29 protein-coding genes are annotated in these 24889 nt (G+C 35.8%); 15 read left to right on the forward strand and 14 right to left on the reverse strand.

Annotation, left to right across the window (positions count from 1 at the left end; translation table 11 throughout):
* Positions 1-351: 351 nt before the first annotated feature.
* A complete protein-coding gene (locus R7P80_RS03460; RefSeq protein ID WP_267411388.1) occupies positions 352-1530 on the reverse strand; it encodes a hypothetical protein in 1179 nt (392 codons plus the stop codon).
* Between the two features lie 103 nt (positions 1531-1633).
* Complete coding sequence (locus R7P80_RS03465) at positions 1634-2413, reverse strand: hypothetical protein (RefSeq protein ID WP_053319161.1); 780 nt, start codon at positions 2411-2413, stop codon at positions 1634-1636.
* 68 nt (positions 2414-2481) lie between these two features.
* Between R7P80_RS03465 and R7P80_RS03470 the strand changes: the two genes are divergently transcribed.
* Positions 2482-3030 carry a hypothetical protein gene (locus R7P80_RS03470; RefSeq protein ID WP_051141211.1) on the forward strand — a complete coding sequence of 183 codons (549 nt, stop codon included), beginning with the start codon at positions 2482-2484 and terminating at the stop codon, positions 3028-3030.
* Between the two features lie 93 nt (positions 3031-3123).
* On the opposite strand, the gene R7P80_RS03475 is transcribed toward R7P80_RS03470, so the two are convergent.
* Both R7P80_RS03475 and R7P80_RS03480 read right to left on the reverse strand, forming a co-directional pair.
* Positions 3124-3789 (reverse strand): Bax inhibitor-1 family protein, encoded by a 666-nt coding sequence (locus tag R7P80_RS03475; RefSeq protein ID WP_020331835.1) that lies wholly within the window; start codon positions 3787-3789, stop codon positions 3124-3126.
* A gap of 115 nt (positions 3790-3904) precedes the next feature.
* On the reverse strand, positions 3905-4123 hold the full coding sequence (locus tag R7P80_RS03480; protein ID WP_318096674.1) for a hypothetical protein: 219 nt from the start codon (positions 4121-4123) through the stop codon (positions 3905-3907).
* 75 nt (positions 4124-4198) lie between these two features.
* On the opposite strand from R7P80_RS03480, the gene R7P80_RS03485 reads away from it, so the two are divergent.
* The 4 genes from R7P80_RS03485 to R7P80_RS03500 all read left to right on the forward strand — a co-directional run bounded on the left by R7P80_RS03485 (position 4199) and on the right by R7P80_RS03500 (position 8408).
* Positions 4199-4753 carry a regulatory protein RecX gene (locus R7P80_RS03485; protein ID WP_045595380.1) on the forward strand — a complete coding sequence of 185 codons (555 nt, stop codon included), beginning with the start codon at positions 4199-4201 and terminating at the stop codon, positions 4751-4753.
* Complete coding sequence (locus R7P80_RS03490; RefSeq protein ID WP_229623730.1) at positions 4754-5488, forward strand: hypothetical protein; 735 nt, start codon at positions 4754-4756, stop codon at positions 5486-5488.
* A 197-nt stretch (positions 5489-5685) separates the two neighbouring features.
* Positions 5686-6075 carry a hypothetical protein gene (locus R7P80_RS03495; RefSeq protein WP_318096675.1) on the forward strand — a complete coding sequence of 130 codons (390 nt, stop codon included), beginning with the start codon at positions 5686-5688 and terminating at the stop codon, positions 6073-6075.
* Between the two features lie 98 nt (positions 6076-6173).
* Positions 6174-8408: a hypothetical protein gene (locus R7P80_RS03500; RefSeq protein WP_318086746.1), complete on the forward strand. Its 2235-nt coding sequence runs from the start codon at positions 6174-6176 to the stop codon at positions 8406-8408.
* Positions 8409-8436: 28 nt separating this feature from the next.
* Here R7P80_RS03500 and R7P80_RS03505 read toward each other — a convergent pair whose 3' ends face one another.
* Positions 8437-9114 (reverse strand): hypothetical protein, encoded by a 678-nt coding sequence (locus R7P80_RS03505; RefSeq protein ID WP_045595384.1) that lies wholly within the window; start codon positions 9112-9114, stop codon positions 8437-8439.
* A 460-nt stretch (positions 9115-9574) separates the two neighbouring features.
* Between R7P80_RS03505 and R7P80_RS03510 the strand changes: the two genes are divergently transcribed.
* From R7P80_RS03510 to R7P80_RS03525, 4 genes are all read left to right on the forward strand, one after another.
* Entirely contained in the window at positions 9575-11371 is a 1797-nt protein-coding gene (locus R7P80_RS03510) for a hypothetical protein (RefSeq protein WP_045595387.1), read from the forward strand.
* Positions 11372-11380: 9 nt separating this feature from the next.
* Complete coding sequence (locus R7P80_RS03515) at positions 11381-11908, forward strand: CinA family protein (protein ID WP_318086747.1); 528 nt, start codon at positions 11381-11383, stop codon at positions 11906-11908.
* 246 nt (positions 11909-12154) lie between these two features.
* Positions 12155-12400, forward strand: a complete 246-nt coding sequence (locus R7P80_RS03520) for a hypothetical protein (protein ID WP_318076755.1) — start codon at positions 12155-12157, stop codon at positions 12398-12400.
* A 62-nt stretch (positions 12401-12462) separates the two neighbouring features.
* Positions 12463-12813: a hypothetical protein gene (locus R7P80_RS03525; protein WP_045595388.1), complete on the forward strand. Its 351-nt coding sequence runs from the start codon at positions 12463-12465 to the stop codon at positions 12811-12813.
* A gap of 16 nt (positions 12814-12829) precedes the next feature.
* Here R7P80_RS03525 and R7P80_RS03530 read toward each other — a convergent pair whose 3' ends face one another.
* On the reverse strand, positions 12830-13570 hold the full coding sequence (locus R7P80_RS03530) for a hypothetical protein (RefSeq protein ID WP_318096676.1): 741 nt from the start codon (positions 13568-13570) through the stop codon (positions 12830-12832).
* Between the two features lie 213 nt (positions 13571-13783).
* Between R7P80_RS03530 and R7P80_RS03535 the strand changes: the two genes are divergently transcribed.
* The gene (locus R7P80_RS03535; protein ID WP_141194974.1) at positions 13784-14323 is read left to right on the forward strand and encodes a hypothetical protein; all 540 of its coding nucleotides are present in this window, start codon (positions 13784-13786) and stop codon (positions 14321-14323) included.
* A gap of 406 nt (positions 14324-14729) precedes the next feature.
* Here R7P80_RS03535 and R7P80_RS03540 read toward each other — a convergent pair whose 3' ends face one another.
* Together R7P80_RS03540 and R7P80_RS03545 are read right to left on the reverse strand one after the other, a co-directional pair.
* Complete coding sequence (locus R7P80_RS03540; RefSeq protein WP_318096677.1) at positions 14730-15725, reverse strand: metallophosphoesterase; 996 nt, start codon at positions 15723-15725, stop codon at positions 14730-14732.
* A gap of 7 nt (positions 15726-15732) precedes the next feature.
* Entirely contained in the window at positions 15733-16491 is a 759-nt protein-coding gene (locus R7P80_RS03545) for a hypothetical protein (protein WP_318096678.1), read from the reverse strand.
* 130 nt (positions 16492-16621) lie between these two features.
* Between R7P80_RS03545 and R7P80_RS03550 the strand changes: the two genes are divergently transcribed.
* Positions 16622-16810, forward strand: a complete 189-nt coding sequence (locus R7P80_RS03550; protein ID WP_045595394.1) for a hypothetical protein — start codon at positions 16622-16624, stop codon at positions 16808-16810.
* 48 nt (positions 16811-16858) lie between these two features.
* Here R7P80_RS03550 and R7P80_RS03555 read toward each other — a convergent pair whose 3' ends face one another.
* Both R7P80_RS03555 and R7P80_RS03560 read right to left on the reverse strand, forming a co-directional pair.
* Complete coding sequence (locus R7P80_RS03555) at positions 16859-17083, reverse strand: hypothetical protein (protein WP_229623725.1); 225 nt, start codon at positions 17081-17083, stop codon at positions 16859-16861.
* 51 nt (positions 17084-17134) lie between these two features.
* Positions 17135-17695 carry a hypothetical protein gene (locus R7P80_RS03560; RefSeq protein WP_038129619.1) on the reverse strand — a complete coding sequence of 187 codons (561 nt, stop codon included), beginning with the start codon at positions 17693-17695 and terminating at the stop codon, positions 17135-17137.
* A gap of 120 nt (positions 17696-17815) precedes the next feature.
* On the opposite strand from R7P80_RS03560, the gene R7P80_RS03565 reads away from it, so the two are divergent.
* Positions 17816-18301: a hypothetical protein gene (locus R7P80_RS03565; protein ID WP_229623724.1), complete on the forward strand. Its 486-nt coding sequence runs from the start codon at positions 17816-17818 to the stop codon at positions 18299-18301.
* 1 nt (position 18302) lies between these two features.
* On the opposite strand, the gene R7P80_RS03570 is transcribed toward R7P80_RS03565, so the two are convergent.
* The 3 genes from R7P80_RS03570 to R7P80_RS03580 form a co-directional block, all read right to left on the reverse strand.
* Positions 18303-18926: a ribonuclease H family protein gene (locus R7P80_RS03570; RefSeq protein ID WP_318096679.1), complete on the reverse strand. Its 624-nt coding sequence runs from the start codon at positions 18924-18926 to the stop codon at positions 18303-18305.
* A complete protein-coding gene (locus R7P80_RS03575; RefSeq protein WP_038129608.1) occupies positions 18926-19423 on the reverse strand; it encodes a hypothetical protein in 498 nt (165 codons plus the stop codon). The genes R7P80_RS03570 and R7P80_RS03575 overlap by 1 nt, the downstream gene beginning before the upstream one ends.
* Before the next feature lie 96 nt (positions 19424-19519).
* Positions 19520-20779, reverse strand: coding sequence for a DUF945 family protein (locus R7P80_RS03580; RefSeq protein ID WP_020331819.1), 1260 nt, complete (start codon positions 20777-20779; stop codon positions 19520-19522).
* Between the two features lie 331 nt (positions 20780-21110).
* Here R7P80_RS03580 and R7P80_RS03585 point away from each other — a divergent pair, with 331 nt between their 5' ends.
* Together R7P80_RS03585 and dcm are read left to right on the forward strand one after the other, a co-directional pair.
* Positions 21111-21737: a hypothetical protein gene (locus R7P80_RS03585; RefSeq protein WP_116921364.1), complete on the forward strand. Its 627-nt coding sequence runs from the start codon at positions 21111-21113 to the stop codon at positions 21735-21737.
* A 70-nt stretch (positions 21738-21807) separates the two neighbouring features.
* Entirely contained in the window at positions 21808-23001 is a 1194-nt protein-coding gene (gene dcm, locus R7P80_RS03590) for a DNA (cytosine-5-)-methyltransferase (protein WP_318096680.1), read from the forward strand.
* A 37-nt stretch (positions 23002-23038) separates the two neighbouring features.
* Here dcm and tilS read toward each other — a convergent pair whose 3' ends face one another.
* Entirely contained in the window at positions 23039-24286 is a 1248-nt protein-coding gene (tilS, locus tag R7P80_RS03595; protein ID WP_318096681.1) for a tRNA lysidine(34) synthetase TilS, read from the reverse strand.
* A 300-nt stretch (positions 24287-24586) separates the two neighbouring features.
* Here tilS and R7P80_RS03600 point away from each other — a divergent pair, with 300 nt between their 5' ends.
* Complete coding sequence (locus R7P80_RS03600) at positions 24587-24844, forward strand: hypothetical protein (protein ID WP_020331815.1); 258 nt, start codon at positions 24587-24589, stop codon at positions 24842-24844.
* Positions 24845-24889: the final 45 nt, after the last annotated feature.

Consider the following 24889-nt stretch of genomic DNA (forward strand, 5'->3'; position numbering starts at 1 on the left):
GAAATGAATCCGCAATATATTGATACAAAGGTCTATACCTCAGACATGGAAATAATGCGAATGTATGCAGAACTGTGCGGTAAGACAACTGACAACTTATCTGAACTCAAACTCAGGGAAAATCGAGTTGGCATAAGCATGTGGTCAGATGGTAAATGTTTCGGCTTGTTTGCAAAAGGATCCTCAATAGATAGGAATAAGGGATACAAAGAAATAAGCGAGGAACAAGTACGAGATCAATTTTTACAATTGAAGACTGAACACTCCATTAAATGATTTATTTTGTTTGTTTATAGAAAATATAAAGAGGGCGTGTTAACCCTCTTTTAATAATTGCTGAAAATTTAAAGTCTACATCACTAAAGTTGATTCTGAAGTTTTTTCTGTAGAGTATCTAGCTCGTTTGCTGACAATTGAATCTTCAAAGTTCTTTAGCTTGGCTGAGAATATTTCGTCAACCTCTATAAACTCAGAAACCTCATCAGTAAACTTTTTAGAAATTTCAGTCAATTGAGATTTTAATTCACTTGGCTGTAGACACAACGCATGAACAACAGCGGCGTTTGTATAATCTTCGAATGCTCTACAGGCTTTCCAGCGCGTTTCATTTGGAATTTCACCAAGAATCCCTTCGACTTTACCGTAATACGTCGAATACTTCTTACCAACAAATGAAGATATTAAGCTATCTAGATCCTTTTCGCTTTCCGAGCAAAAACCTCGTAGTTTTGTTAAACTAGGAATGTTTTTTATCAAGAAAGACGGATCAACATTCTCATAAGAAAACTCATCTAAAATTATAGGGTTAAGTTTCGTTTTAGGGAATTCCCTTTTATCAACTGCTGGTTCCATCCACTCATTATGAGTCTTTAAATGTTCGCTTAGATTATTAAAAAAGACAGAGCGAGGATTAATCATATGGTGCTTGATTTGTGTTAAGACTTCACCTTTTTGCTTATATTCACCAGCCTCTTTCATCCTTACGTCACTATCTTCAGAATAGCTGGCGTTATAACCATAAATTTCATTCTTCAATTCAATGAGTTTGTATAACTCCTTGAAATTTTGGTGAGAGCAATTTTCAATTTCTTCTTTTATTTGGCTTGCGAACTTTGCCTGTACGGAATCAGATTCAGAATCAATAAACTGATCCAAAGCTTTATGTATTTTAATTAACTGCAACTTAGAAAAATCACTTACAGGTTCATCAGGAAGATGCTTAACAGCGTCGATGAATACCTTTGAATGAGAGTGAATTCCATTATTAACAGAATTTTCTAAGGAACCTAACTGCATGAACATATCCTTTATTGATATATCATTTAAGTCAGTCTTATTGGACTTTAAATCAACAAGGCATACAGCGATTTTCGCCAGTGCTCTCTCCGTTCTAATGCAAATGGCAGTAGCTCCAGAAAGAACATCTTTGCTTTTCTTGAACCTAGACATCGTGATGAGTTCATTAACATCTTCGATCATCACTTTACCTATGGCATCAGATATCGCTTTATAGATCTGAATATCGTTCATTATTTCGATTCCTTTATTTTTATTTTATATAAGAATTATATCATGAACTAAAAAATGAGTGTATAAAAAAGAGCCACTATGTGGCTCATAGAACGAATTTCTACTAATACGTTAGTTCTCTGCTTTTTTGCGCATTAACCTTTTTAACTGAATTATCAAAAACTCTTTTCGTAATCTCAGTAAACTCAGCGAAAGGAGATTTTTTCATTTCCATCTTAAAGTATTTTGGTTTATCGAAAGCGTCAATACCTTTTACACCAATAGGAACATGATATACGTCATGAAGAGTTCTAGTGCTGCTATCAGGATTAACTTTTGTTCTTGCTACTTCAATAATTGCCTGACCTGCACCATGTCGAGTAGAGATTTTAAATGCTGAAATCTCATTATCATTACAAACGTATTTATCAAACTGAGTTCCACTTAATCCACTAAATTTAGGACTTTCATCAAATGGCGTTCTTAGATCAAGCATTTCTTCGAGTCGTTGTTTTAGAGAGATTCTTCTTGGTCTGTATCCTGGAGCATCTTCAAATTGCGTAGACAATCTTAGAGCCTGCTCCTTAGTAACCTCAGTGATCTCCCCTGTGTTATGACCCTTGCACTCAATATGATAAAATTTTGAGTTATCAGCGGCATCTTTAACGCATTCTCTAGTATGGTTTTCAGGAGATGTACTTGTAGAGTTGCAGCGGTTTAGATTGGTTCCCGCACCACTACCTTTTAAAATAGCAATCCAGTGCTGTCCATATTGGGTATCATTTAACAAAAGATCTTTATCATAGACATCCAAGTCAACCATAAACGTTTTTAGGTATTCTGGATTTTTCTTTTTTTCTTCCAAATAGATAGCCTTCAGTGACTCAAATAAATTGTCAGTCATTATTGTTTACCTTTTATTAATTTTTTTATATTATACCACTTTAATTAGTATAATAAAAAGGATTAGAGATGGAATTGGCATCAAAGACATATGCTATCGAAAAGCATGGAGAACAACGATATGGGTCACTCCCGTATGAGTATCATTTAGAAATGGTTGCATCTATAATCCGTGAGTATTTCGAAGGTCATATATTTCTTGATAGTTTAGTCAACGTTGCATACTTGCATGATGTGAGAGAAGATACAGATACAACTCTTGAGGATTTACTATCTCGATTTACTATTACTGAATCATATGCGGTTGACCTTCTTAGTGATGAAGATGGTTCAACGAGAAAAGAACGCAAAACACTGACATATCGCAAGTTCACAGAGTTTAAAGATCTACTGATTAAAGCTCTTACAGCAACTACTAAGTTTTCCGATAGACTAGCAAACCTGCGACATTCAATCTCTCAAATTAAAGATATGGATGAGGGAAAAGCTAAAGAGAAGTCCATCTCTAAGCTGAAAATGTATATGAATGAGCATCAAGAATTTGTATCCGTATACAAGGACTTTGTTTTATCTGAGAAGCTAAAGAAGGATGTAATCGAGTTTGACTTCTCTGTTTAAAGCATAAAAGCCAGAATCAGATTCTGGCTTTTTAGGCACCCAAACCTTATGACATAAAAAAAGCGGCGCAATGCCGCTTTCTTTATTATCAGTTTAATCTTTCAAGATGTCTGAGAATCCCAAAAGCTGAATTAGGCTTAAGAACATATTGTAGATTTGAACAAATAATGTGATTGTTGCACGGATATAGTTTGTTTCTCCACCATTGATGATTTCAGATGTTTGCCACATGATAATTGCGCCTGAAAGGAACATTACCGCTGTGGATATCACCATTGAAATTACAGAAGATTGGAACAACACCACGTTCATAATCGACATGATAAATGCTGAAATCATACCAACAGCCAGGAAGCTTGCGAACTTAGACATTTTAAGTCGCATCTTAATAGTCCAAGCCGAAAGAACCACAAATAGGATCGCGGTAGACATTAATGCTGTTGTAATAATCTCACTACCGTTCGAGATTTGCATTACTTGGTTCAAAATTGGACCCAAAGTTAATCCAAGGAAACCCGTAAAGACGAATGTTAGTGGTAAACCAGCAGCGCTATCTGCATTTTTCTCAACCAAATAGAGCAACACGAAGTACACTGGCAGCATGAAGTACCAAGGTATTGCACCAATACCTGAAGACATAGAGATAAATGCTACACCTGATGCGGTTAGTAAATTCATACCCAACAGCATATACGTGTTCTTGAGAACCTTCTCTTCCGCAGAAATCGGAACTTTGTCTATTGTTGCTTCTTGTTTCATAAAAAATACCTTCTTTTCTTTTGATGTTTAATATATATAATAAAAACAATAAAAACTCAAGTGAATAATGTAAGATTTTGTTAATCTGACTTAATCTTAAGGTTATTTAAATGATTTAATCAATCGTTAGCGATTTCTTTTTCTTAAAGCAAAAGTAAGGTTGATCAATATCATAAGCTGTAGCATAGATATCGCTATCGAATTTTCGAATTTCTATCTTGCCTAGATCTAATAGCGACTTAGCTTCTTCCTGCATATCATCTGATACATCATTGATATGCACTCTGCCTTCATCTTCGATACGCTGTATAAGGCTCTTAGTAACTTTTTCCATAATTAACTCTTTCATGTATACTTTTTATTTCGATATTAAATAATAAACTATTGCTTAGCAATAAGGAGTGACTAAATGTTTGCAGGAAAGGTAAAGCCAGCACGAACTATTGATAACGTGTTCAATTCAGCATACTGGCACTTACAACGAAAAGATATGAGCGAGCATGAAATCCTTACCAAGCTTCAGAATAAGACAGATAATGAAGAGTGGATTGCTACTGTCATGGCTTCACTTAGAAATGATAACTACATCGATGATAAGAGATTTATTGCTAGTTACATAAGAAATTGTTTTAATAATAAAAAACAAGGACCGAATAAAATAAAGTCTGCGCTTATACATGAGAAAAAGGTTAATCATCAAGAACTTATCGATGAGATGCTTCAAGATCCTGACTATGATTTTTTTGATCTAGCTGTAGCTGCATTGCGGAAAAAATGGAAAGGTGACAGTATCGATTATAAAACTCGGTCAAAATATTACGCTTATCTTGCTGGAAGAGGTTTTACGAGCGACATGATTAATCATGCTATTGAAACCCTGAAAGAAGAAACCAAAGAACAGAATGATGTCGAATTTACAGCACTAATTGTTGGTGTTAGTTCAAAGAATAAAAGAGATATGTAAATGAATACAGAAGAATTCGGTAAAATTACACATTTAACACCTGGCAGGGTGTTTGATTCTAACTCATACTGGTTTAAAGGCGGCTCCCATTTAAAAATGGATAACTGCCTTTACAAAGAGTTTGAAAAAGCCCTCTCTGAAGTAAAATGGGTTCAAGACCCAGCAAAGGTTTACAATGAGATCCCAGAGCACATAAAACTTCCTGAATCAGAGATTCCCAAAAACCTAACCCGCTCTCAAACTAGGGATCTTTTAAATGCTCACGCTAAGAAAAACTTCCCTGAAGAACTAAAAGGGTCTATCGAAAAGCTTCTGCTTAGCTATCAAACTGAAGAGCTTCAAAGTTTATACAACTTCCAAATTGTGTTCGCTGACTTATGGAATGGGAGTGAAGGTTGTCCTTGGCATTGGGATGGTACAGATGGTGGTGACGCGTTAATCCTTGCGTATTTCAGTGATCACAAAAAGTGGAAACCTGAACTTGGTGGTCAGCTTGAGATAGGAAAGAATTTAGGCTCGGATTCTATGTATCTTTCTAAAATTGGAGAAGTGGAATCTTATGGGTTTGTGCCACCTCAACAAAGAAGCTTCATTATTGTAAACAATAAAAACCCGTATTTTATTCACCGATGTAACAAGTTAATTGACCCTAAGATAAGAAGAATGACCCTTACTCTTGGTCTTAAGTTTGTAGTCAAAGATGATTGGTCTCAGCCATCGAAGGTGATTTGGTAGATAGATACCCGCTTAACTGCGGGTTTTTAATGGCTACGCCACAAACTTCAATAAGCGATTTTTATTTGTTATTTAAAAACATATATTTTCTTATTGACTTTTCATGCGCAATTCGTATAATGATTTTAAAGGTTGAGACAATTCAGCTAAAACAAAAAAACACACACACATTAAACAATATAAAAGGAACACTGAATATGAACGCACAATACGATGAATCAATGCTCGATCAAGAAGCTTTGGCTAAAGCAAACAGCCTGAGTGTAGTAGACCAAAATGAAATGCGTCTGGATGCCTTGTTTGGTAATCACGTAAGTAAGCCAAATAACCACAGTCATCGTCAAGCTTCTCGACCATCTCTTCGCGTTGTTAAGCAACAAGAAGAATCACAAGCTATGAGTGATGATTTCGAAATCGACCTAGTTGGACTAGATGATGTTGAATGCGCTTCAAATAGTGTTATTGGCGGATTCTCATTCGGCAAGACTCTAACTGAATTGAAAGAGCACGGTGGCGCACCAAAGAAAAACACATCTCGTCGCGGTACTGGTTATTTAGGTCGCAACGGTCGCAACCGAAAAGCTTAAAAATCTTGATATCGAGGGGGTATCACCCCCTCTGAATTGAACTGACATATCAAGTATTTACATGCTATAATTCCTCCTGACCACAAGGAGGATTTTTCATGCAAGAAAAACAGGGGTTTAGCTTAGAACCCACTTCAACTAGCTTTCTAGATTCAATTTTTGGGGATAAGCAGCATTTCGAAATATCTCAAATCGCAGAAGGTTTTTTAGACTACCTTCAAGGAATGTCTGAAAAGCACAAAATACAACGCGTCCTTTCAAAATTCCAAGAGTCTATGAGCATAGACTATCTCTCTATGATTGCGGGTTATGAAGAATTTGTTGATTGCTGTGATGATATGCAAGTTGGCATTTACCCTGAGTTAAAGATTGAGCCAGGAATTACCTTCTCTGATTACCTTGTCAAAGCAAAAGTCGTAAACAAGTCCGAGCTTAAGCGTATGCTTGGCAAGCATTACAAGGTAAGTGATAACGCAACAAAGTCAGATCCTCAAGCTCTTGTTAAGATGTGTGTAGGCTACGGAACTCTTTTTGTTGGTGATGACAGGATCTACGCGTTCAATAATTGCATTGAATATCGAGTCTTTAATGCCGCAGCAAAAATTCTCGGTATGCCAACATTCAAAAACTCACTAGATTTTGATAAGAAATATGAGCTATCAGAAGAGTGCCTTAACATTCTAAAAAGCTCTAACATAAAGAACGAACTTGATAAGCTAGGTAGTGGTTACGATAGCGATTACCTTTCCTCACCTCATTTCGTTATGGAAATGTTTGAATTCATTTACCAGCTATGTCAAAACTCAGCAAGCATTTTCGAAAACGAGCAAAGTGAATCGTTCAACACCACCTATAATCTCATAGCATTAACCTTATATCCAATATGCAGCATCTTTAACTCTCCTGCATTTATCAGTTACACGATTAGCAAATTTGGTGGCAATCACCTACTTCCGATCATAAACAACATCTATAGAAGGTTTATCATTATTGGTACGCTTTCCCCTATGTTTGAAGGCAAAGGGAAACTCTCCACGTTATCCATGTATTCGGCACTCTTGATTGATAGCGTAGTCTCCGATGGTGAAATGGGATATTTTGAAAGTCTTGATAGAGTTCTTAGTAACATCCCAGAAATCCATAGGTTTGGATACTTCATTACTCACGATGAAAAACCTATAGAGTCTATTAACACGCCTATCATTAAACACTACTTCAAGCTCTTCCAAGAGCTGAACACCAAGAATTTACCTGGTATCAGGAGTTCCGCAGAACACTTGCCTGACGATCTAAAACATGAAGCTATCTCATCATTAGACAATCTAGAAAGCAGATTCGAGGAATTGTACAAGATAGAGATCAATGACGAAAATTCGCCTCATCTCTTCATTAAAGTGTACGCAATTTTAAGAGGGCTTAAAAACGCCTACAAGCAGAAGAAAAAATTTATTCGCATATCTGAGGCAATAGTTGACAGGAGAGAGCTTGCAAGAAGCCATTTTGATAACAATAAGCTATCAGAAGCTCAAAACGTTATTGCTGAAGTCGATAGTCTTCAAAAGAACATTCATGAAGCTCTAATCACATTTACAAAGCAAATATTTGAAGCTATTGATTCATGTTTCGAAGCGCAGAAAAACATCGCTGATTCAGATTCAGTCTCGTCAGATTCTGCTTCTGCAACCGATATGGTAGAACGGGAGAAATTAGAGGCGTTAAAAAACGCAAATACACAAAAGGTTTTGCAGCTTGAAACCGCAATTGAAAAGCTTAATACCGATAATCAGCGCCTAAACGACATCCTGTCAGATAAGAACGAGCTTATCTCAAATCTAGAACAGCGCTTACAAGGCGCATTATCAAAGTCTTCTATTACCATTAGCGATTCGCTAAAACAGTGTATGTATGGCAACCCTTCATACAATGACGTAGTTACTGCTATTCGTGAACTATACCCTCACGCAACTTTCGCTGACAATATCGAGAAGGTAATTTCAAAATGCAACTACGAAAATCCAGCTCGTGTGTTTAAGTACCTAAATCTAATTTGCTCAGACTACTTCAATAGCATCAAAAGCGGAAAGCCTGACGCAGTATCAAAAGAGATACTTGAGCCGTACTACAGCGCAAACGAGAGCAATACAACAGTGCAAGATGTTAAGCTCCGCTCAATGCGCGAGTTTCCCTTTAATGGGAGCAAGGTTCTAATCACCAAGCACTTAACCATTGGTGAAACTTTCAACCCTACAAAAACAGTACAGATATTCTTCGATATCCATTTCAATGAAGTGCGAATCGGGTACATAGGACAACACTTAAAGACAAGCAGTTGATAGCTGGGGGCGGATATCCGCCCCCTTATTATTTGAAATGTGCTAAGTACTCTTCTTGGTAGTACTTAACAATTTCCTCAGCGTTTTTGAAATGAGGCTCAATAGAAGAGATATTTAAACACTCCTTTACTTGAGAGGATAGTTTTTCAAATTCTCGATTAAACTGATCTTCTTTGAACTTAGGAATGATGCCAGATTTAAGGCTTTGACCATAAATTAGCCTATGCGCAATCTTTGCGTCATTAACAATTAGGAATCCAATCAGTAGCTCATTTTCTTCATCTGAGTTGTTTTCAAATCGAGAGTTTAAGAGATTTATTAACTCAATTCTTACACTTGCTCTAGTGTTGCTGTATAGGTAATACAAGCCATTCGTGCTAGAAAGAAGAACCTTTTTTTCTAATATGGCTAATTCTGTTAAATCAACAGACTCCAGTTTCAAGCAATGAAGAGCTGGCTCTATTGCAAGAATTGCGGTATCAGCCCATTTGTACTTTGCTGGTAAACCATTCTCGGAAACAATCTCGGAGATTTTTTGGTAGATACTATTACGAGTAACTTTTGAGCGAATTGTTTCGATTAACTTGTTTTTGATTTCGAATTTCTTTTCAATTGAGTCGAACGTAACAAGGGTTTTACCGTTAAATATGATCTTGATTTCACCAGGCTTGGTTATGACTTCAAAACATTCTTGCTTATTTATCATTTTCTATCCGTATGAGTTTACAATTTTCTTACTAATTAGAAAATCCATAACATCTACAAGAATGTTGGAAATGTAGTCGTCATCAACTGAAATCTTCCTAGACCTAAAATAAATCTCATCATGTAGAGCGATTGATGAAATGCCCCTTCTAATACATGACTCACAAAACTTAAGCCATTCATTGAAATCAGCATTAGATAAAAGAAGATTGTTGATTGTTTTCCTTTCGATTGAAGGCACATAATCAACAAACTTAGCAATTACAGATTCTAATATTTGCATTTTTATATTATTTTTTAGGTTATTGTTAATAACAACTTACATTATAAGATCCATACAGTCAATTTACTGTTTATCATTAATTCCTAAAGTATGATGACCCACTCACTTCTTGTTTCCAATTCATGATAATTTGAGCTATAGTTACTTATCAAAAAATTAAAGACTAAAGATTGTATTTATGGATTATAACAACTGGAAGATATCAGTTCGTGGTGCAGACAAAAGCATTACTGCAAATGATGTTGTATCATTTGCCAATCAGAATGATTCTGTGACACTTTTCGGTCTACGAAGAGAGTTAACAGGCTCTATGTCTGATGAAGCTCCTTTATTGATTTGTGAGCACTGTAGAAACCCAGTTACAATCTCTAGAAGACATAAATCGGTTTTTTTGAAGCATCAACCATTTTCAAATCGTAAAACTGGTGATGCTGTTTATTCATGCCCATTTTATAAAGGGAAAAGTAGCCCAATCTTCGATAGGATCGAAGATAAATCGGAAAGTCGCTTAAGTAAATTCGTAAAACTTAACTTAGTTAAATGCCTTTTGAAAACAAATTCAGTCAAAAAGAGCACGATTCAACTAGACCCCAAAATTATCGATTCAACAGGCACAGGTGAATGGCGTAGCCCTGATGTGTACTTTGAGCAAAACAACGATCAAAAGTGGGCATTTGAGGTGATTAATGTCTGGATTAACCCTCAAACAATTGAAGAACGTGAACGATTCTATATTGCCAACAATATAAATTTGGTCTGGCTAATCCCAGAAGAACGATTGAATGCATTCTCCATTACCTATGGAGACCTTATGTTTGGAAGCAATAAAAATCACAATGTGTTTTCATTAACAGTTAAGAATGTTCGAGAGTCCAGAAGAAAAAAAGACCTGTTTTTAACAGTAAATTACCCAACATTTGATAATGAATACCTAAAGATTAAGTCAAAAGTTGTTCAGTTAAGAGATCTTAAGACAACATTGCCTAGTGGTTTGCCATACGCAGTAAATGTAGACTCCATTAGCTATGCTGACATTCGTTCCTATCTGATAAAAAGTGGGTTGATTACATATATCCGCTCAGATGATGAAATTAAGATTGAAGCTCAAAAGCGGGTTACACAAGAGTTGATGAGATTACATAATCTATCTAAGAAATTTATTTTTGACTCACTTGTTGCCGCAAAGTATCTGAAAGCTATCAAGAAACAGTATCAATCACTCCCTGGCGATATTCAAAGTATCGTCTACAAAAAGTATGAATCAGCATCAAAGAGACTGAATGCTAACTTAGAAACATTGCGCGTCATGGATAGAATCGCATTACATTCAATGCATCCTGATAAAGATTTAGATTTCATGAAAGAACTAAAATCTGCTCGTTTAAGCTTAGTTCAGTTTGATAACTGCAATGACATTCAAAACGCATTCTCTGGAGTGATTAAGGATAGACTTAAGGATGAACTAAGTAAGGTTAAGCTCAATGACTTGAACATTCAGTCTCAAAATATTCGTGATTTTGATGAAAACGACCTGATTATGCTGGAGCTTCATATCACTAAAATGAAGAGAACCCCTTCATTGATCAATATGCTCACATGCTCATATCTAATGAGAAAAATTGATTCAGTAAAATTACCTTCTGATACCTTGATACGTGACAGGATTAATTTATCTAAGTCAAATTTTGAATTGATTATTCAGAATCAAGTATCCACTCTATCAAAGAGCACAGAGAAACTTGAGAACCAAGATTTGGAAGTATTACGTTTATTAATTGTAGAAGTTACCCACTTAACCAAAACGACAGGAAATAGATTCTTTTGTAAGAATTACTTTCTTAAAAACAGTAAAGCTCTAATTCTTGATTTGATAAAGACGATTGATCAAGCCTATTGGATTTCAGGCTCAAAGAACGAACATAAGAAAATTTATGCGGCACTTGTTCGCCATGTTAGTGGATTGCCGCAATTTTAAGGATTAAATATGGATAATAAACACTCTCAGGCTATAGCTCAAAAATTACTAGAAAAGTCGAATGTCGAATTCTTACATAAATACCTAATAGATAATGGCTATACTATCTCTTGCGCGGAAAGCTTAACAAGCGGTCTTGTTCAGTTAGCCCTTTCCTCACAATCAGGATCTTCAAAGTATTTCGTCGGAGGATTAACAGCGTACTCAATTCCGATGAAAGTAACATTGTTGGGGGTTGACCATGAAGAAGCCGTTCGTGCGAATGCTGTTTCTGAGTTGGTTGCCAGACAAATGGTAGATGGGTGTACAAAGCTATTTTCTTCTGATATTGCAATCTCAACAACAGGATACGCAGAACCATTTACTGACGATAATGGCGTTGACCGTAAAAGACAAGCATTCATTGGAATCAAAGTTAATGGAGATATAACCGCACTCGAAGTAACCAGTGAAGAGCTTCAAGATAAGAATCGAGTCGATGCGCAATTTTATGTGGTTAACAAAGCAATAGAGCTACTAAGAAATCTTATTTCATAAAGATGTGATCAAATTATCAACAAAAGGAAAAAGCGCAAGTTAAGTAAACTTGCGCTTTATTTTTATTCGTAATTGTTTAGAATGTAAAAAATTAATCAATAAGAATAAGAATTAAAAATGAACAAACTAAACAATAGAAATACTTTGCTTTTTCAGTGTCTTATTGCAGAGATGTGTGCAGATAGAGTTCGTCAGTCAGAAAGCTTCAATCCAATAGACTACGTGAATTATATACAGCAGAGAACTTTGGCAGAAATATTTACAATAGACCCGTCATCGACTTCTGATTTTTACGAATATTTTCTCAATCTTTGTGGTTCAGAAGATTTGTTCTACCAGCTAATGTCTGAAGAGAATCAGAAATTGTATAAAGAAGATCTGGAAATAGTCTGTAATGTTATTACAGACAAAGTCAATGAGTTCGGTGAGATCTACGTTGGTATCGCATTGGAGCAAGAAGATGCAGACAATATTCTGTATTTCTTTAGATAAAAAATTTCTAATGCATTGGCGAATATAGTATAATTAATAAAAATTAATTACTTAAGAAAATTATGATCACAGTAAAAACAATTGCTAATAGATTTTTATCTAGCAAATTAAAACCAAAGGTTACTATCGGAAAAGGCGGTAAGGTATGTGCTGGTTTCGGTGTATTTGATCGTGAAAATAATGCATATGAGATCCCTGTTTTAGTAGAGCGCAGAGCTAATGGAATGGTTTTTCATAAGTGGGATCTCGACCATTCACCTATTATTGAACAGCGTGAAGATTTTAGCTTTGTAGGTACAATGGAAGAATTACGCGCCATTTGTGATAGTGAACTGGCAACAGTTGAGCATGTTGATTTATTCTTAAAACAAAAGACCCGAGATAATTCATCTCAAGGTCTTATGTATGGTTAAGTTTGGAATTAGCACGTTACATGGTTAAACCATCCATCTTCATGGATGGTTTTTGCTGTTTAGCCATCCAAGCGTTAAACACCTTTTCGAGGTCAGGGTTCTGCTCTACAAAAAATTTCATGCTTGCATTTGAGGGATTATCCTTTGTAGTCAAAAGCTCGCCAAGCATTTGATCTTGAGTTTCTTCATTTGCAAAAGAGATAATCTCATTATCAGTCTCAAAGACCCAAACATCTTCAAAATTTCCAACTCTTCGCACAAAACTTTTTAAGTCCAAGTCGAATCCGAAAGTTCTTGCTTTAATGCCGTTAGACTCAACACCAAGTTCTTCCAATTGTTCAGAGATACTACTCAAAGCGTTGAAAACTTCAGTTCGCATTTCAGGGAAGTCAGTAAATTTTAATTGCACCGATATATTACCAGGAATATTTCTGTTGCTTTCAGATACATCGAAAAAATTCAATAACGCTTTATTTTCAAAAGCTTCCTCGGCTATATCGCTTATCAAATCCTTCAATGATGTCTCATCATTTAGAACTAATGCTTTACTTAATGGAAGGTTATCAATTGCATCTTGAGACAACACAATTGTAGTAGCCTTTTTAGCGATGTTAATGTCATGCTCCAAAGCGAGTGTTTTTACTGCTTGTTGGGCTTGCTCTCGTGCAAAGCGACTATCACTAGAATCACCAGTCATTAACTTTGAGACTTTAAACAATTCAAATCTAGCAATTTTATTGGATGGTTCTTGTATCATATTCTTCTCATCAATTAATATTTTTTATTCTATTAATTATATCATTCTAAGGTTTGCTTAATCAATCAGTAATCATTTTTTATTTTTAACAATTTAATAAATGGCTTTTTCGGCAAACTTACTTGTTAGATATCAATATTATACCGCAAACAATTGAGCTATACACCTAGTTATGCTTTAATGTGTTACATAAAAATATTCGGCGGACTAGTAATGAATTTTTGGAAAAAAAGTAACCGCGTAATGCTACATCTTATGACAATTCTAGTAATAGTTTCTGGTGTTTTCATTTATAAAAATTCGGTTTTAATCTCAGATCAGGCACTTATCGACGGGAAGGAGCCTGGATTGAATGTTTATGTTTCTTTCCTAGAAAACCCAGATGGTGCAAACATAGACGAACTCTTTTACCCTGCGCAATCACAGTTGAGTTTTTTCGAGAATAGAATTGATGACAATGATGCATCGATATCAAAAATGTATAATGTGGTTGATATAGACTTTAATGAGTCATTAATAGACATTAGAGACAACTTTAAAATTGAAGTTGAAAATTGCAATAACACTTTTGAGCGCCTATCAAGTCGCGCTGGATTTACCAAGATTGAGTCTAAGCATAACATCAGGATTTATGCCCACACTATAGACTGTAAAGATTTGTATTTACATTCTTTTGTATTTATGAAGGATACAGGTCACGGATTTAAAGTGTACAAGACAACATTTAACCAAAAAAAACTTAAGAGTGGTTAATATCCAATGTTTGGCGATAAAGTTAAAAAATGCTGTAGAGAGTCCTTGGATAATAATGGTCAGGGATTGAATGGTGGTTTAGCATATTTCGGAGAATTCAATTCAATTAGTGGTACTTGCAAATGTGGCATTAAGTGGTATAGAGCCGAAACAAGAAATGATTCAATTCAAGGATATAAGGGTAAATGGTCTCAATATTCATATACCCCGACAGATAAGCTTAAACCCTATTACCTCAAAAAGCATCCTAACAAAAGAACCGAACAAGAAACAATTTTAGCTCAGCATAGAAAACTGAGACTCTATAAGCGAATTGTATTCATCCTATTATTTCTTATGAGCTTATTCCTGTTTGGATAAAATACAAAAATCACTAAAGCCGTAGCACAATGACTACGGCTTTTGTTTATTTGAAGCTTATCTTGATAGGAATCTGTTCTCTCACTTCCCTCAGCTCTTTTCTATTGATATAACCAAATGGTTCGCTTTGAATAAGCGTATCCCCAATATAATAAGCTATTTTTTCATGTATATGACCATGAAACCAAAAATCAGGCTGCAACCTTTTAATCAATGGGTCGAGATTAGAACAATACAAACTTGTACCTTTACCAGCATATTTGGCATATAGGTCAATATCCCCGCCCTCTAATGGGCTTAATCTCGGCACTATACCTTCAGAGTTCAACTTTCTAATTGTGTCTTTGAATTCAATCGGAGTACCTTTCTTAAATCTTGACGCAGACTTAAAACTTGGGCTGTGATGCGTGATTACAATCACTGTTCTATTTTCGTTTTTGTGTTTTTCAATTGTCTCATCCAAAAACAACACACACTCTTTATGCCTTAGAGTTTGGTCAATAGGTTTTAGTCGGGCATATGAATTTTTGCCGATAAGCTTTTTCCGAATAGCTTTAAAGTCTCGGAATCGATACGTCCCTTGACCAAGATATTCAGATACGTAATCTGCGTCTTCTTTGTTTAGAGCAATATCTGTCCATAAGGTAGATCCTATAAATGCAATCTCTCCCTCTTCACCCTTTAGGACAATGTCATCATTATCAAGAACAAATACGCCATCAATCTCATTGAGTTTTTCAATTCCTTTCAATGACTCACTATCAAAGTTAGAATTGTAGTATTCGTGGTTTCCTGGCACATACAAAACAAGATCAAAGCGATTCCTCAATTCCGAAACTACCTCTTTCGCGAGCACCCCCTTTCTAAGTTTGAAAATATCTCCCGCTAGAATAAGCACATTGAAATGATCACGGTGGATAGGTTTAATGGCATCGAATTGACTCCAAAATACACTTCTTGGATATAAATCGTTAAAGTTTTCCGTATGAATATCAGATGTCTCGTAGATATCTATTATTTTATTTGTAATTACTTTATTCATATTTCACCTATAATATAGATTCAACTACATGCTTGTCATACTCACTTTTCAGGCTTTTATTTAGCTCATACTTCATAACTTTATTGACCCAGCCCAACTGCCTATCAGCCAATGCCTCAAGACTTCCTAGAGCGCTAATAGTTCCAGCCCCAACTCTAGCTACATAATTTTCTTTATCGCTGTATTCAATTTTGTATCCAGATTGTTTATCAATCTCAAATACCATTTTAACCTCATAATCCGCTGTAATAGCGGTGCTAAAGTTATAGTTGACTGTATTTGAGTATTCGAAATCTCCCTTTTTACATTGGTAGTTCATTACCCAAGACCGTTTAAAACTTCTGACTGTACCTCCCATTTTTAGTGAATCGCAAAAATCTAAGTATTCTCTGTTTTTAGCAATAGAAGCTTTAAGATCTTCAGGTGTCCCTTTTCTCAATAAGTGCATACCAATACTTGGGGTTTCTTTAGCCTTACTTACATCATTTTTTATTATTCTCAGGCTCTCTTTAACATCTTCATTGATAGCAGCTTCTGTGATTACCACATCTTTTTTCACCTGAGAGGATCCCTGCTCACCTTTCGGTAATGTTGCTAGTCCATAGCTAAGCATAGCGCAAACAATGATAGCAATTGTTGTGAAATCAGAGTGATCAAAACCGCTTTCTTTAGAATCGTCGCGATTTTTCTTTCGCAATAACTGTTCTTTAGCTTTTGCTAGCTTATCCGATAGATCCGATTCGGTTTTAGTGGTTATCTTTCTCATAATTCCTTCTTTATTCTAATTAATTAAATTGATTTTTATTTATTAATATACAATTTGACCAAAAATTGTCAATAAAAAACACCTCATGCTATCATTAGATAAATGAATAAAAAATAATAAAGTGAATAAAATGAATATCAATACTTACTATGCTCGAAAAGTACCAACCGTATACATGGCAAGTCCCTCAACACCCAGGGCAAATGTGAATGAATTAAATCATTTCAAGGATTCATCTCAAAACAGAAAGGTAGTTGGTTTGGAGCAAAAAAGCGCTGGTGATAAGAGTAAAGGTTGTTCAGTAGATGTTTTTGTTTAATAAATAAAAACCGAGAAGTGTCTCGGTTTTTTGTGTCTTAGCTGACAATTAAGGTGTAACTAGCTCGATATGTTCTCTACATTCTTGATTTTCAGCAATATTAACGCCTACCCATAAGCACATAACCTGATCTGGCTTTAACTCTGGAAAAGCTTCTAGAACCCTAGTACATGGCTCTAGAGCGGTTTCATATTGGTGATATAGGTGCTGCATTAATCGTCCAGCTTTTACGACAGCATGATCTTTACTCAAATCAGGCAAATCAAAATTCATTAGCCCACCAGCCTTTTCTTTTAATTTAATCTAAATTATATTCAAGTCAGCTTAAGCTGCTTGCGCTATCTTCTTTTCTACATACTGCCACTCGATCAACGGGTTAACAATTAGGACTAATGTTTGCCCCTTAATTGTCATCTTGATTCCATCATAGCCTAGTTTAGCTGCAATTCTACCTTTTAGCCTGATAATCTCATGCTTTAAAAAGTTCAACTTACCAGCTTTAGTGGCGTTTGGCGTGTAATCTGCCTTAGTAGGAATAACGTCAATGAAAGCTTCTAAGTCAACAATGTTGCTTCGACCAAGGAAGATAAAATCAGAAAACATATCCAGTATGTTCCCATCATCCACATTACATATTGATTTCAAAATCGCCATATTTTCTGGTGTTTTTTGAAGATTTCGAGATGAGATGATATTCTCTTTATTGATTGAGCACTTGTAAATACTCATACCTTTATCTTCGTAGCTTTTGAGGGTTTCTGGATTTTCGTTTGCAAAGAAGCCATCGAAAACATTGCTAACATCGTCGTTAAGCAATCCCACATCTAAACGAAGAGCGATACCATTTGCTGACTTATTAGCATGGTAGAAATCAGTGTATGACATGTTCCCTCCTATTTCTTATTTAGGTATTATAGAACACTAGAGGCTATAAAGATAGTTTTTATTATACATATAAAATACAACAAAACAATAAAAAACAAATAAAGAATAAGACCCTACATTATGAGTAAGTCAAAAAATAAATTATCAGTTTTTTTATCTTTCATAGGAATTGCACTGCCAATAGATGCGTTCGCCATAGCGAATTATGGAAGCACTAAGTTAACGAGAGATTTCCAGCGATATGATAGAAATGGCGATATGGTTTTACAATTTGAAGAGTGGAAAGCATATGCTTATAGATCTCTGATAAACAAAAACTCAGAAACCAACCGCATACTTTTCGAAATGGACATAAATCTTTCTGACACAATCTCAAAGGATGAATTCGATATCTTTATAAAACGACATGGCTTGGAAGCTATTATTAACCAGTCCATTGTGTATTCATGGGGGAGTGACCAAGGCAATGACATCTATGAAGCGCCTAAGTCAGATTTCATAGTCGATGTACAAACATTCCCTTATTTGACCATCTTTGAAAGTATAGACACCAACAAAGATGGTCACATAAGCAGATCAGAGTTTTTCAAACTCAAAGCCAAGTGATTTACTTCTTCCCAAAATCAGCAGGGATTTCTTTTGACCACTCTTTTGTATGCCACTTACGAATTTCAATTGAGCCAGCATCTTTACAAGTTCTAAGGAACTGATCGGCCTCTCCCATTAATCGCACAAGCTCAGGGTCTGCATTGCCACTGCGGATAACGTCTGAGTTGTGTGCTTTGTTTTCATACCAGTAAATGGCATTCGCTGAATCACTGTAAATGATTAGTGGTAAGTTGTGTACATTCGAGTTCATCAGGTATTTGATACCATCAACGAGCGCTAGATACTCACCAATGTTTGCAGAACCACCAATGAAGACTTTACTTCTAAAGACCTCTTCTTTGGATACGTTTAATACGCCCCTATAAATCAGTTCTTGTGTCTTTTGTGAATAAGAGGCATCAACTGTTAGGCATTCGAATAACGGCTTGTCTGGTACATGTTGCTTAGCTTTTTCTGGGTAGTATGCTTTCCAACCCTTCTTAAAGGCTTCGTTAGCCTCGCTTGGCAGGAAGCTTTTGTACTTAGCGCCAGGGAATTTATTAACTGCTGCTTGTGTTTCAGCCCACGTTTTCATAACCCCTTTCTTTCTGCCTACCCAAACAACATATACTTTCTTAGCCATTATTTTTTATCCTTTATCATAGATTCTTTTATAGCGATTAGGTCAACAAACTGTTCTTTGATTGAACCATTCTCTTTAACAAGCAAGTCATTCTCGCCAATGATGAATGTCCAATTTGCATCGTAGCTTAACAGGCTTTCATTCACCCCTTTTACACCTAATATACGGACGCTACCATTCATATCCCAGATGCCAACACTAACTTTACTTTCAAGTGTAATTGATTGACCGTAAGAATTGGCAAATCCAATAATCTCAACCTTATCATCGTTTAAGATTGAAATGCTTGAATCTTTTATCGAGTACGTCCAATCTGTTGTATTCTCAATAACTGTTAACACATTCGTCTTATGACGATCATATGAATCAATAGCAGCTTTATTGGCAACAAACATGGCGAAAACTGCTAGAAGAGAGAATGTAAGCATCAGGGCTAACAAGGTTAGTACGATATGCGTAGAAAAAACATGCTTCTCTTCTTCTGTCATACTACTCATAGTTTCCTCCATTATACACAAATCGAATTAAAAGTAAATAAAAGGTGAAACTTCTCGTTTCACCTCTTTTTGGTTACGTGACTTAACTAAAAGCCATTACATATTTTTTGGAAGTGGAATTTCATTCCCGTTAATGGTTAACGTTCCTTCTTTCACTTCGGCGTGAGTCTCAATGTTTTTACCATTATCAGAGATAACGCCTTGATCAATGTGATCTTGAATCATAAATGGAGGAATTCCTAGTTTAGCTGTCATTGCTTTATCAACTGACACATTTAATTCAGCAGTAACTTTTTCTAAGAATTCATGTAAAGTTCGCGGCTCTTCAGAGAAGCTCTTAAACTTAACATCTAAGTCAATATCAAACCAATCTGATTTCAACTCGTTGATTTTGAATGTTATGCCTTTCTTAAACATGCTGCTAAGAAGCTCACCACTCATATTTCGAGAAATATCATCACTTGTTTCAGATGCGTCAATGATGTCTTTCATGTAAACATCGTTTAACTCCCAATCAAGCGTATAATCTGATTCTTTTAGCTTGATGCCATTAAACATGCCTGTAACGCCATCTAATTTGATTTTTTGATGAATAGACATTGAGTCTGTCATGGTTAAATCAGAAGTTGCCGTTAGCTTTCCGAAATCTATAAATTCCTTGTTTTCATTCAGCATGATTCGATCAACGGAGAAATCAGTCTTAGCTTCGGTAATCCATCCGTTTTTCCATTTATAAGTTTCAGTACCACCAAACTTAGAAATGTCAAAAGTCTTATCACCATCCTTTATGTTGAGGTTCTCAATTTGATAAACAGCGCTCATCTGGTCTTTATCAAATTCACCAGAAAGTGAAACACCTTTAATTCGGAATTGACTCTGAATCTTTCTACCGTAACTACCGATGTATTGTTCGCTCTTCTGCATATCAGGGAAATCAAGCTCAAACTTAAACTTTCCATCAGCTTTAGCTACCCAGTTCAAGCTAATATCTTTAAGTTGTGGCATTTCCTCAACTGTTGACTCGCTAATTTCGTTAAAATCAAGTGTGATCTTTCCTGGAATCTCGCCAGGTCTAATTTTTACAGCATTTTTAAGGTATAGCTTATCAGTATGCCCTTTCATGGAAAGCTCAAAAGTGTCGGTTACACTGAAGAACCCTTTTTCTGCATTTACCAGCTTGATGCTCAGGTCGCCGTTACTGCTAAAGTCTTTAATGAAGCCATCACGCACACCCTCATATTTTTTAGTAAATACGTGATTTCCATAGATAGTACCACCAGCAAGTGCAATTGCGATTGCAGAAGCTAATATGATCCCTTTGCTGCTTTTTTGTTCGGTTTGTTTATTTGTAGACATTTTTATTATCTCTTATTTAATAGCTGATAAATGATAACACTATGCAGTAATTCTTTCAATAAGTCATTGTTTTTTATTTGCCTTAATTATGAAGCGTGTTTGAAAAAACTGAGTATTGCTTCAAATTATTAAGTGATTTATTTGTGATTTTCATAATAACTCTAGACTATGAATCAATCATTAGGTTGCAATTAAGTAAGAAAAACCACTTGATTTTACACTTAAACTTATCTTTTAATGGATTATTTTTGATTTTTTATTATGGAATTAAAAAATCTTTGCTGATAGAATTAAGAATGCAAAAATTTAATAATAATAAATAGGTGTACAAATGTCATCGGAAAAGAATACAAATTCAGTTAGTAGCACTGATAATGCCATTGATATTGAAAAGGAAATTCAAGGTATTACTCAGATGCAGCAAGAGCAAAATAGAATAAAGCTAGCGAAAGCTAAAGAGAAAGCTAAGAAAACACACTCTATAATCAATATCATTGCACTTTCTCTATGTGCTGGTGGCTTTTTCATGCTTAAAGATCGCATCCTTGATGATAATGGAGCCGTTAGTAGCCCTACAATGAAGGTGGTTTCGTTTTCTGATGTTAGTCAATGCTCTTCTTTTGCCGCAATAAATCCAGACTTTAAATCAATTAATTGCAATAAGCTTTCAGTTCAGGCTCATGAAAAGTCTGAGCAGACTGGTGGTGCATGGATAATGCTCAATGGTGAAAACGGTAAGAGATGCTATAACATTCCAAAAATGGATGGGTTTTCTGTAATCAAGCAAAAAAATGGCGATAAAGCTTTTAGCATTCCTTTGTACTACGTTAAGAATATCGACTTGAGCAAGCCAGGACTATATTTTCCTAGTGGTCATCAAGCACGGCTAAACAATGATGAGACAAAAACAATGCAAAACATAGCGATATACAATAAGCGCTCTGATGTTTGTAACTAAAAAAGGCGCATTGCGCCTTTTTTAATATAAATAAGTTTAATAAATAAAATAAAGAATAAAAAGAAACTATATGATCAAATATTTCTCACCTGAGCTGGTCAGTGACTTGCTCGGCGTATCATTACGCACAATAAATACCTGGATAAAATCTGAAAAACTGATTGCTTCTTCGCAACGAGGATTTACGCGAGAAGATCTGGCACATCTTGATGGATTGTCGTTTCTTCTTGACGATAAAATTGAACCAAATGTAACTCAATCCGTTAATTTAAAGTCTATTGAACTATTCAGTGGTGCTGGTGGAATGGCGCTAGGATTAGCCAATGCAGGATTTAAACACGTACTGCTTAACGAAATCGATAAGGATGCATGTGAGACTTTGAGAGCAAACATCAATGGTAATATTGTTAATGATGCAATTGAAAATATTGATTTTACAAAGTGGTATCGAAGAGTAAATTTGATTTCTGGTGGAGTACCATGCCAACCATTCTCACATAACGGAAACCGACTAGGGTTTGAAGATACTCGTGGAACACTATTCTATCAGTTCGCAAGGGCAATAAAAGAAGTTGAGCCAGATGCTTTTATTATGGAAAACGTAAAAGGATTAGCGACTCATGATAAAGGTAGAACGCTAAAGACTATGGTTTCAGTGCTTGAGGATTTAGGCTACAACGTTGAAGCTCCCAAAGTACTCAATGCGTTCCACTACGGAATACCTCAAAAGAGAGAAAGACTATTCATTGTAGGATTCAGAGAAGATTTGAAGATACAATTCAAGTGGCCTGCAAAAAACCCAGACATAAAAGTTGTCTCAGACGCTCTGTGTAGCGGCTCACTGTACCCAATAGATGTACCTGAATCCATAGGTCAAAAGTACCCTAAAAAGGCTCACGGGGTCTTTGAGCTGATTCCTGAAGGCGGTAACTGGCGAGATTTACCCGATACTATAAAAATTGAAGTAATGGGAGCCAGCCTATTTAATGGCGGGGGTAATTCAGGGACGTTTAAAAGGCTCGCAATGGATAGACCATCCCCCACCCTAACCTGTTCACCAGCCCAGAAACAAACAGGGAGATGTCACCCTATAGAAACAAGACCATTATCCGTAAGAGAATATGCCAGAATCCAATCTTTCCCTGACCATTGGGACTTTAAAGGTACTATGGGAGCGCAATACAGACAGATTGGGAATGCTGTTCCACCAAAACTTTCCGAAGTACTAGGGGAAAGCATAGTAAGAGCAATAAAGCCCATTTGAAATTTCCCACTGCATTAGCAGTGGGTTTTTTATCTAATTAATCCTTTGTGAGGATTGGTCTATACTTAGGCTCTTTACTTAGATAAAGGTCAGATACCCACTCACCAACTGTAACAACCTCACCGTTGAATAATTTAATAGGATACTTTTCCCTTTCCCAAGATGGCACACGCTGTTCTTGTAGGAATTTCTTTAAAGTTCGATTACAGCCTTTGAATCTAAACTTTAAGGATCCTTTGTATACTGAATCTTCTAGCTCTGTTGGTTCAATAGAGATACCAACATCCCCTTTCTTAGCAGGTAAGAAACTGACAGCCAGCCTTTGATTATCTTTAACAATATGCAGGGCATTATCAAAGAACATAATTTTTGTCTGATGTTCAATCTCAACGGTAAATTTAGTGTCATTTGATGACAAACCATTTAACCTTTCGATTAGATATGCAGTCTTTCCTGACGAGATTGCTTGATAACCATTGCTTTTAAGCCATGCTCTCACCAGTAGTGTTTGTGAATCACCATCTAGATTTTTCACAAAATCATTTACAATAAGTTTTTCTTTCTCTTGATGTGAGCAGTTTTTAAGCCATTCATTTGCTTTTACAGCATTCATTTCTGAGGCAAGTTGACACAATGAAGCTGATTTTGAGATAGAGGATGATGCATTTCCCCATCGAGTTCTCAATAATGGAAGAACTTCATTCCTTAGGAAGTTTCGATCATAGTCAGAAGACTGATTTGATTCGTCCTCTACCCATTTCAAATCGTTTTCCGTTGCGTAAGCCATGAGTTCATCTTTAGAATAACCTAGAAGTGGTCTAGCAAGAATTCCATTACCCAAATCTCTAGTTGGGCGCATTGATGCGAGACCATCAACACCAGCCCCTCGCATTAATCTAAGTAAAAAAGTCTCTGCCTGATCATCCATGTGATGCGCAGTAAGTAAAACATCTCCATCTGAAAGATTTTCAATGAAAAACTCATACCGACAATCTCTAGCTACACTCTCAAGATTGTTAACGCCTTTAAGGTGAAATTGTTTAGATTTGAATTTCGCTCCAATCTGCTTACAGAATTCAAAGCAAAAGCTCTCCCACTTTTCAGCGTTATCGGAAATCCCATGATTTACATGTAGGCAGTAAAGAGATTCATGAGATACGCGTGAAGCAGCGTGAGCTAGTACAACACTATCTACACCGCCACTTAAGGCAATATTGATTCGATTACCTTGGAAGTTCTCAATGACGGTTCTTACTGTGGATTGAATTTGTTCTGTAATAGTCATGATTTTTGCTAATTTTTGGATATTGTTTTGATTATACCTGCAAAAACATCAGAGTCAATACATATTTCTGTATGTTTTTTCATCATTTGGGCTGAATATCAAAAAAAACCTTTACACAGGACTTAAAAAAAGTAAAATCAAAATCAAATAAATTAACTAATAAAAATTATTATTATGAGAAATAAATTTGACGTTATAGAAGCATCAATAGATGACATAAGTGTGATTGGATTCATTATAAGCAAAACAGAGAAATCCATAAAAGTTTGTTATAGAGACCCAAAATCTGGCGAAATCGAAATGAAGAATACCAATGATGGCATAACCATCACTGGCGATGCCGATCCTTCCACTTTACCTATCTCACTAAATCAAGTACTTGAACATTACAAAGAGCAAGACTCTCGAATTTTCAAGAAAGGCGATAAAGTGTCATTCATTGACCCTAAATCCAGGAAAATACTGAAAGGGGTTATCGAATCCAATATGGGTGAATACTCTAAAGTTCTAATGGCTGACGGTTCTCACAAACGCGTTCTAAAGACATCTTTTCAGTAAGAACAAATAGCCAATTTTTTATTAATAACCACCAGAAAGCTCTGG

It is taken from the genome of Vibrio sp. 2092 (genome assembly GCF_033339635.1).
GTDB lineage: Bacteria > Pseudomonadota > Gammaproteobacteria > Enterobacterales > Vibrionaceae > Vibrio > Vibrio alginolyticus.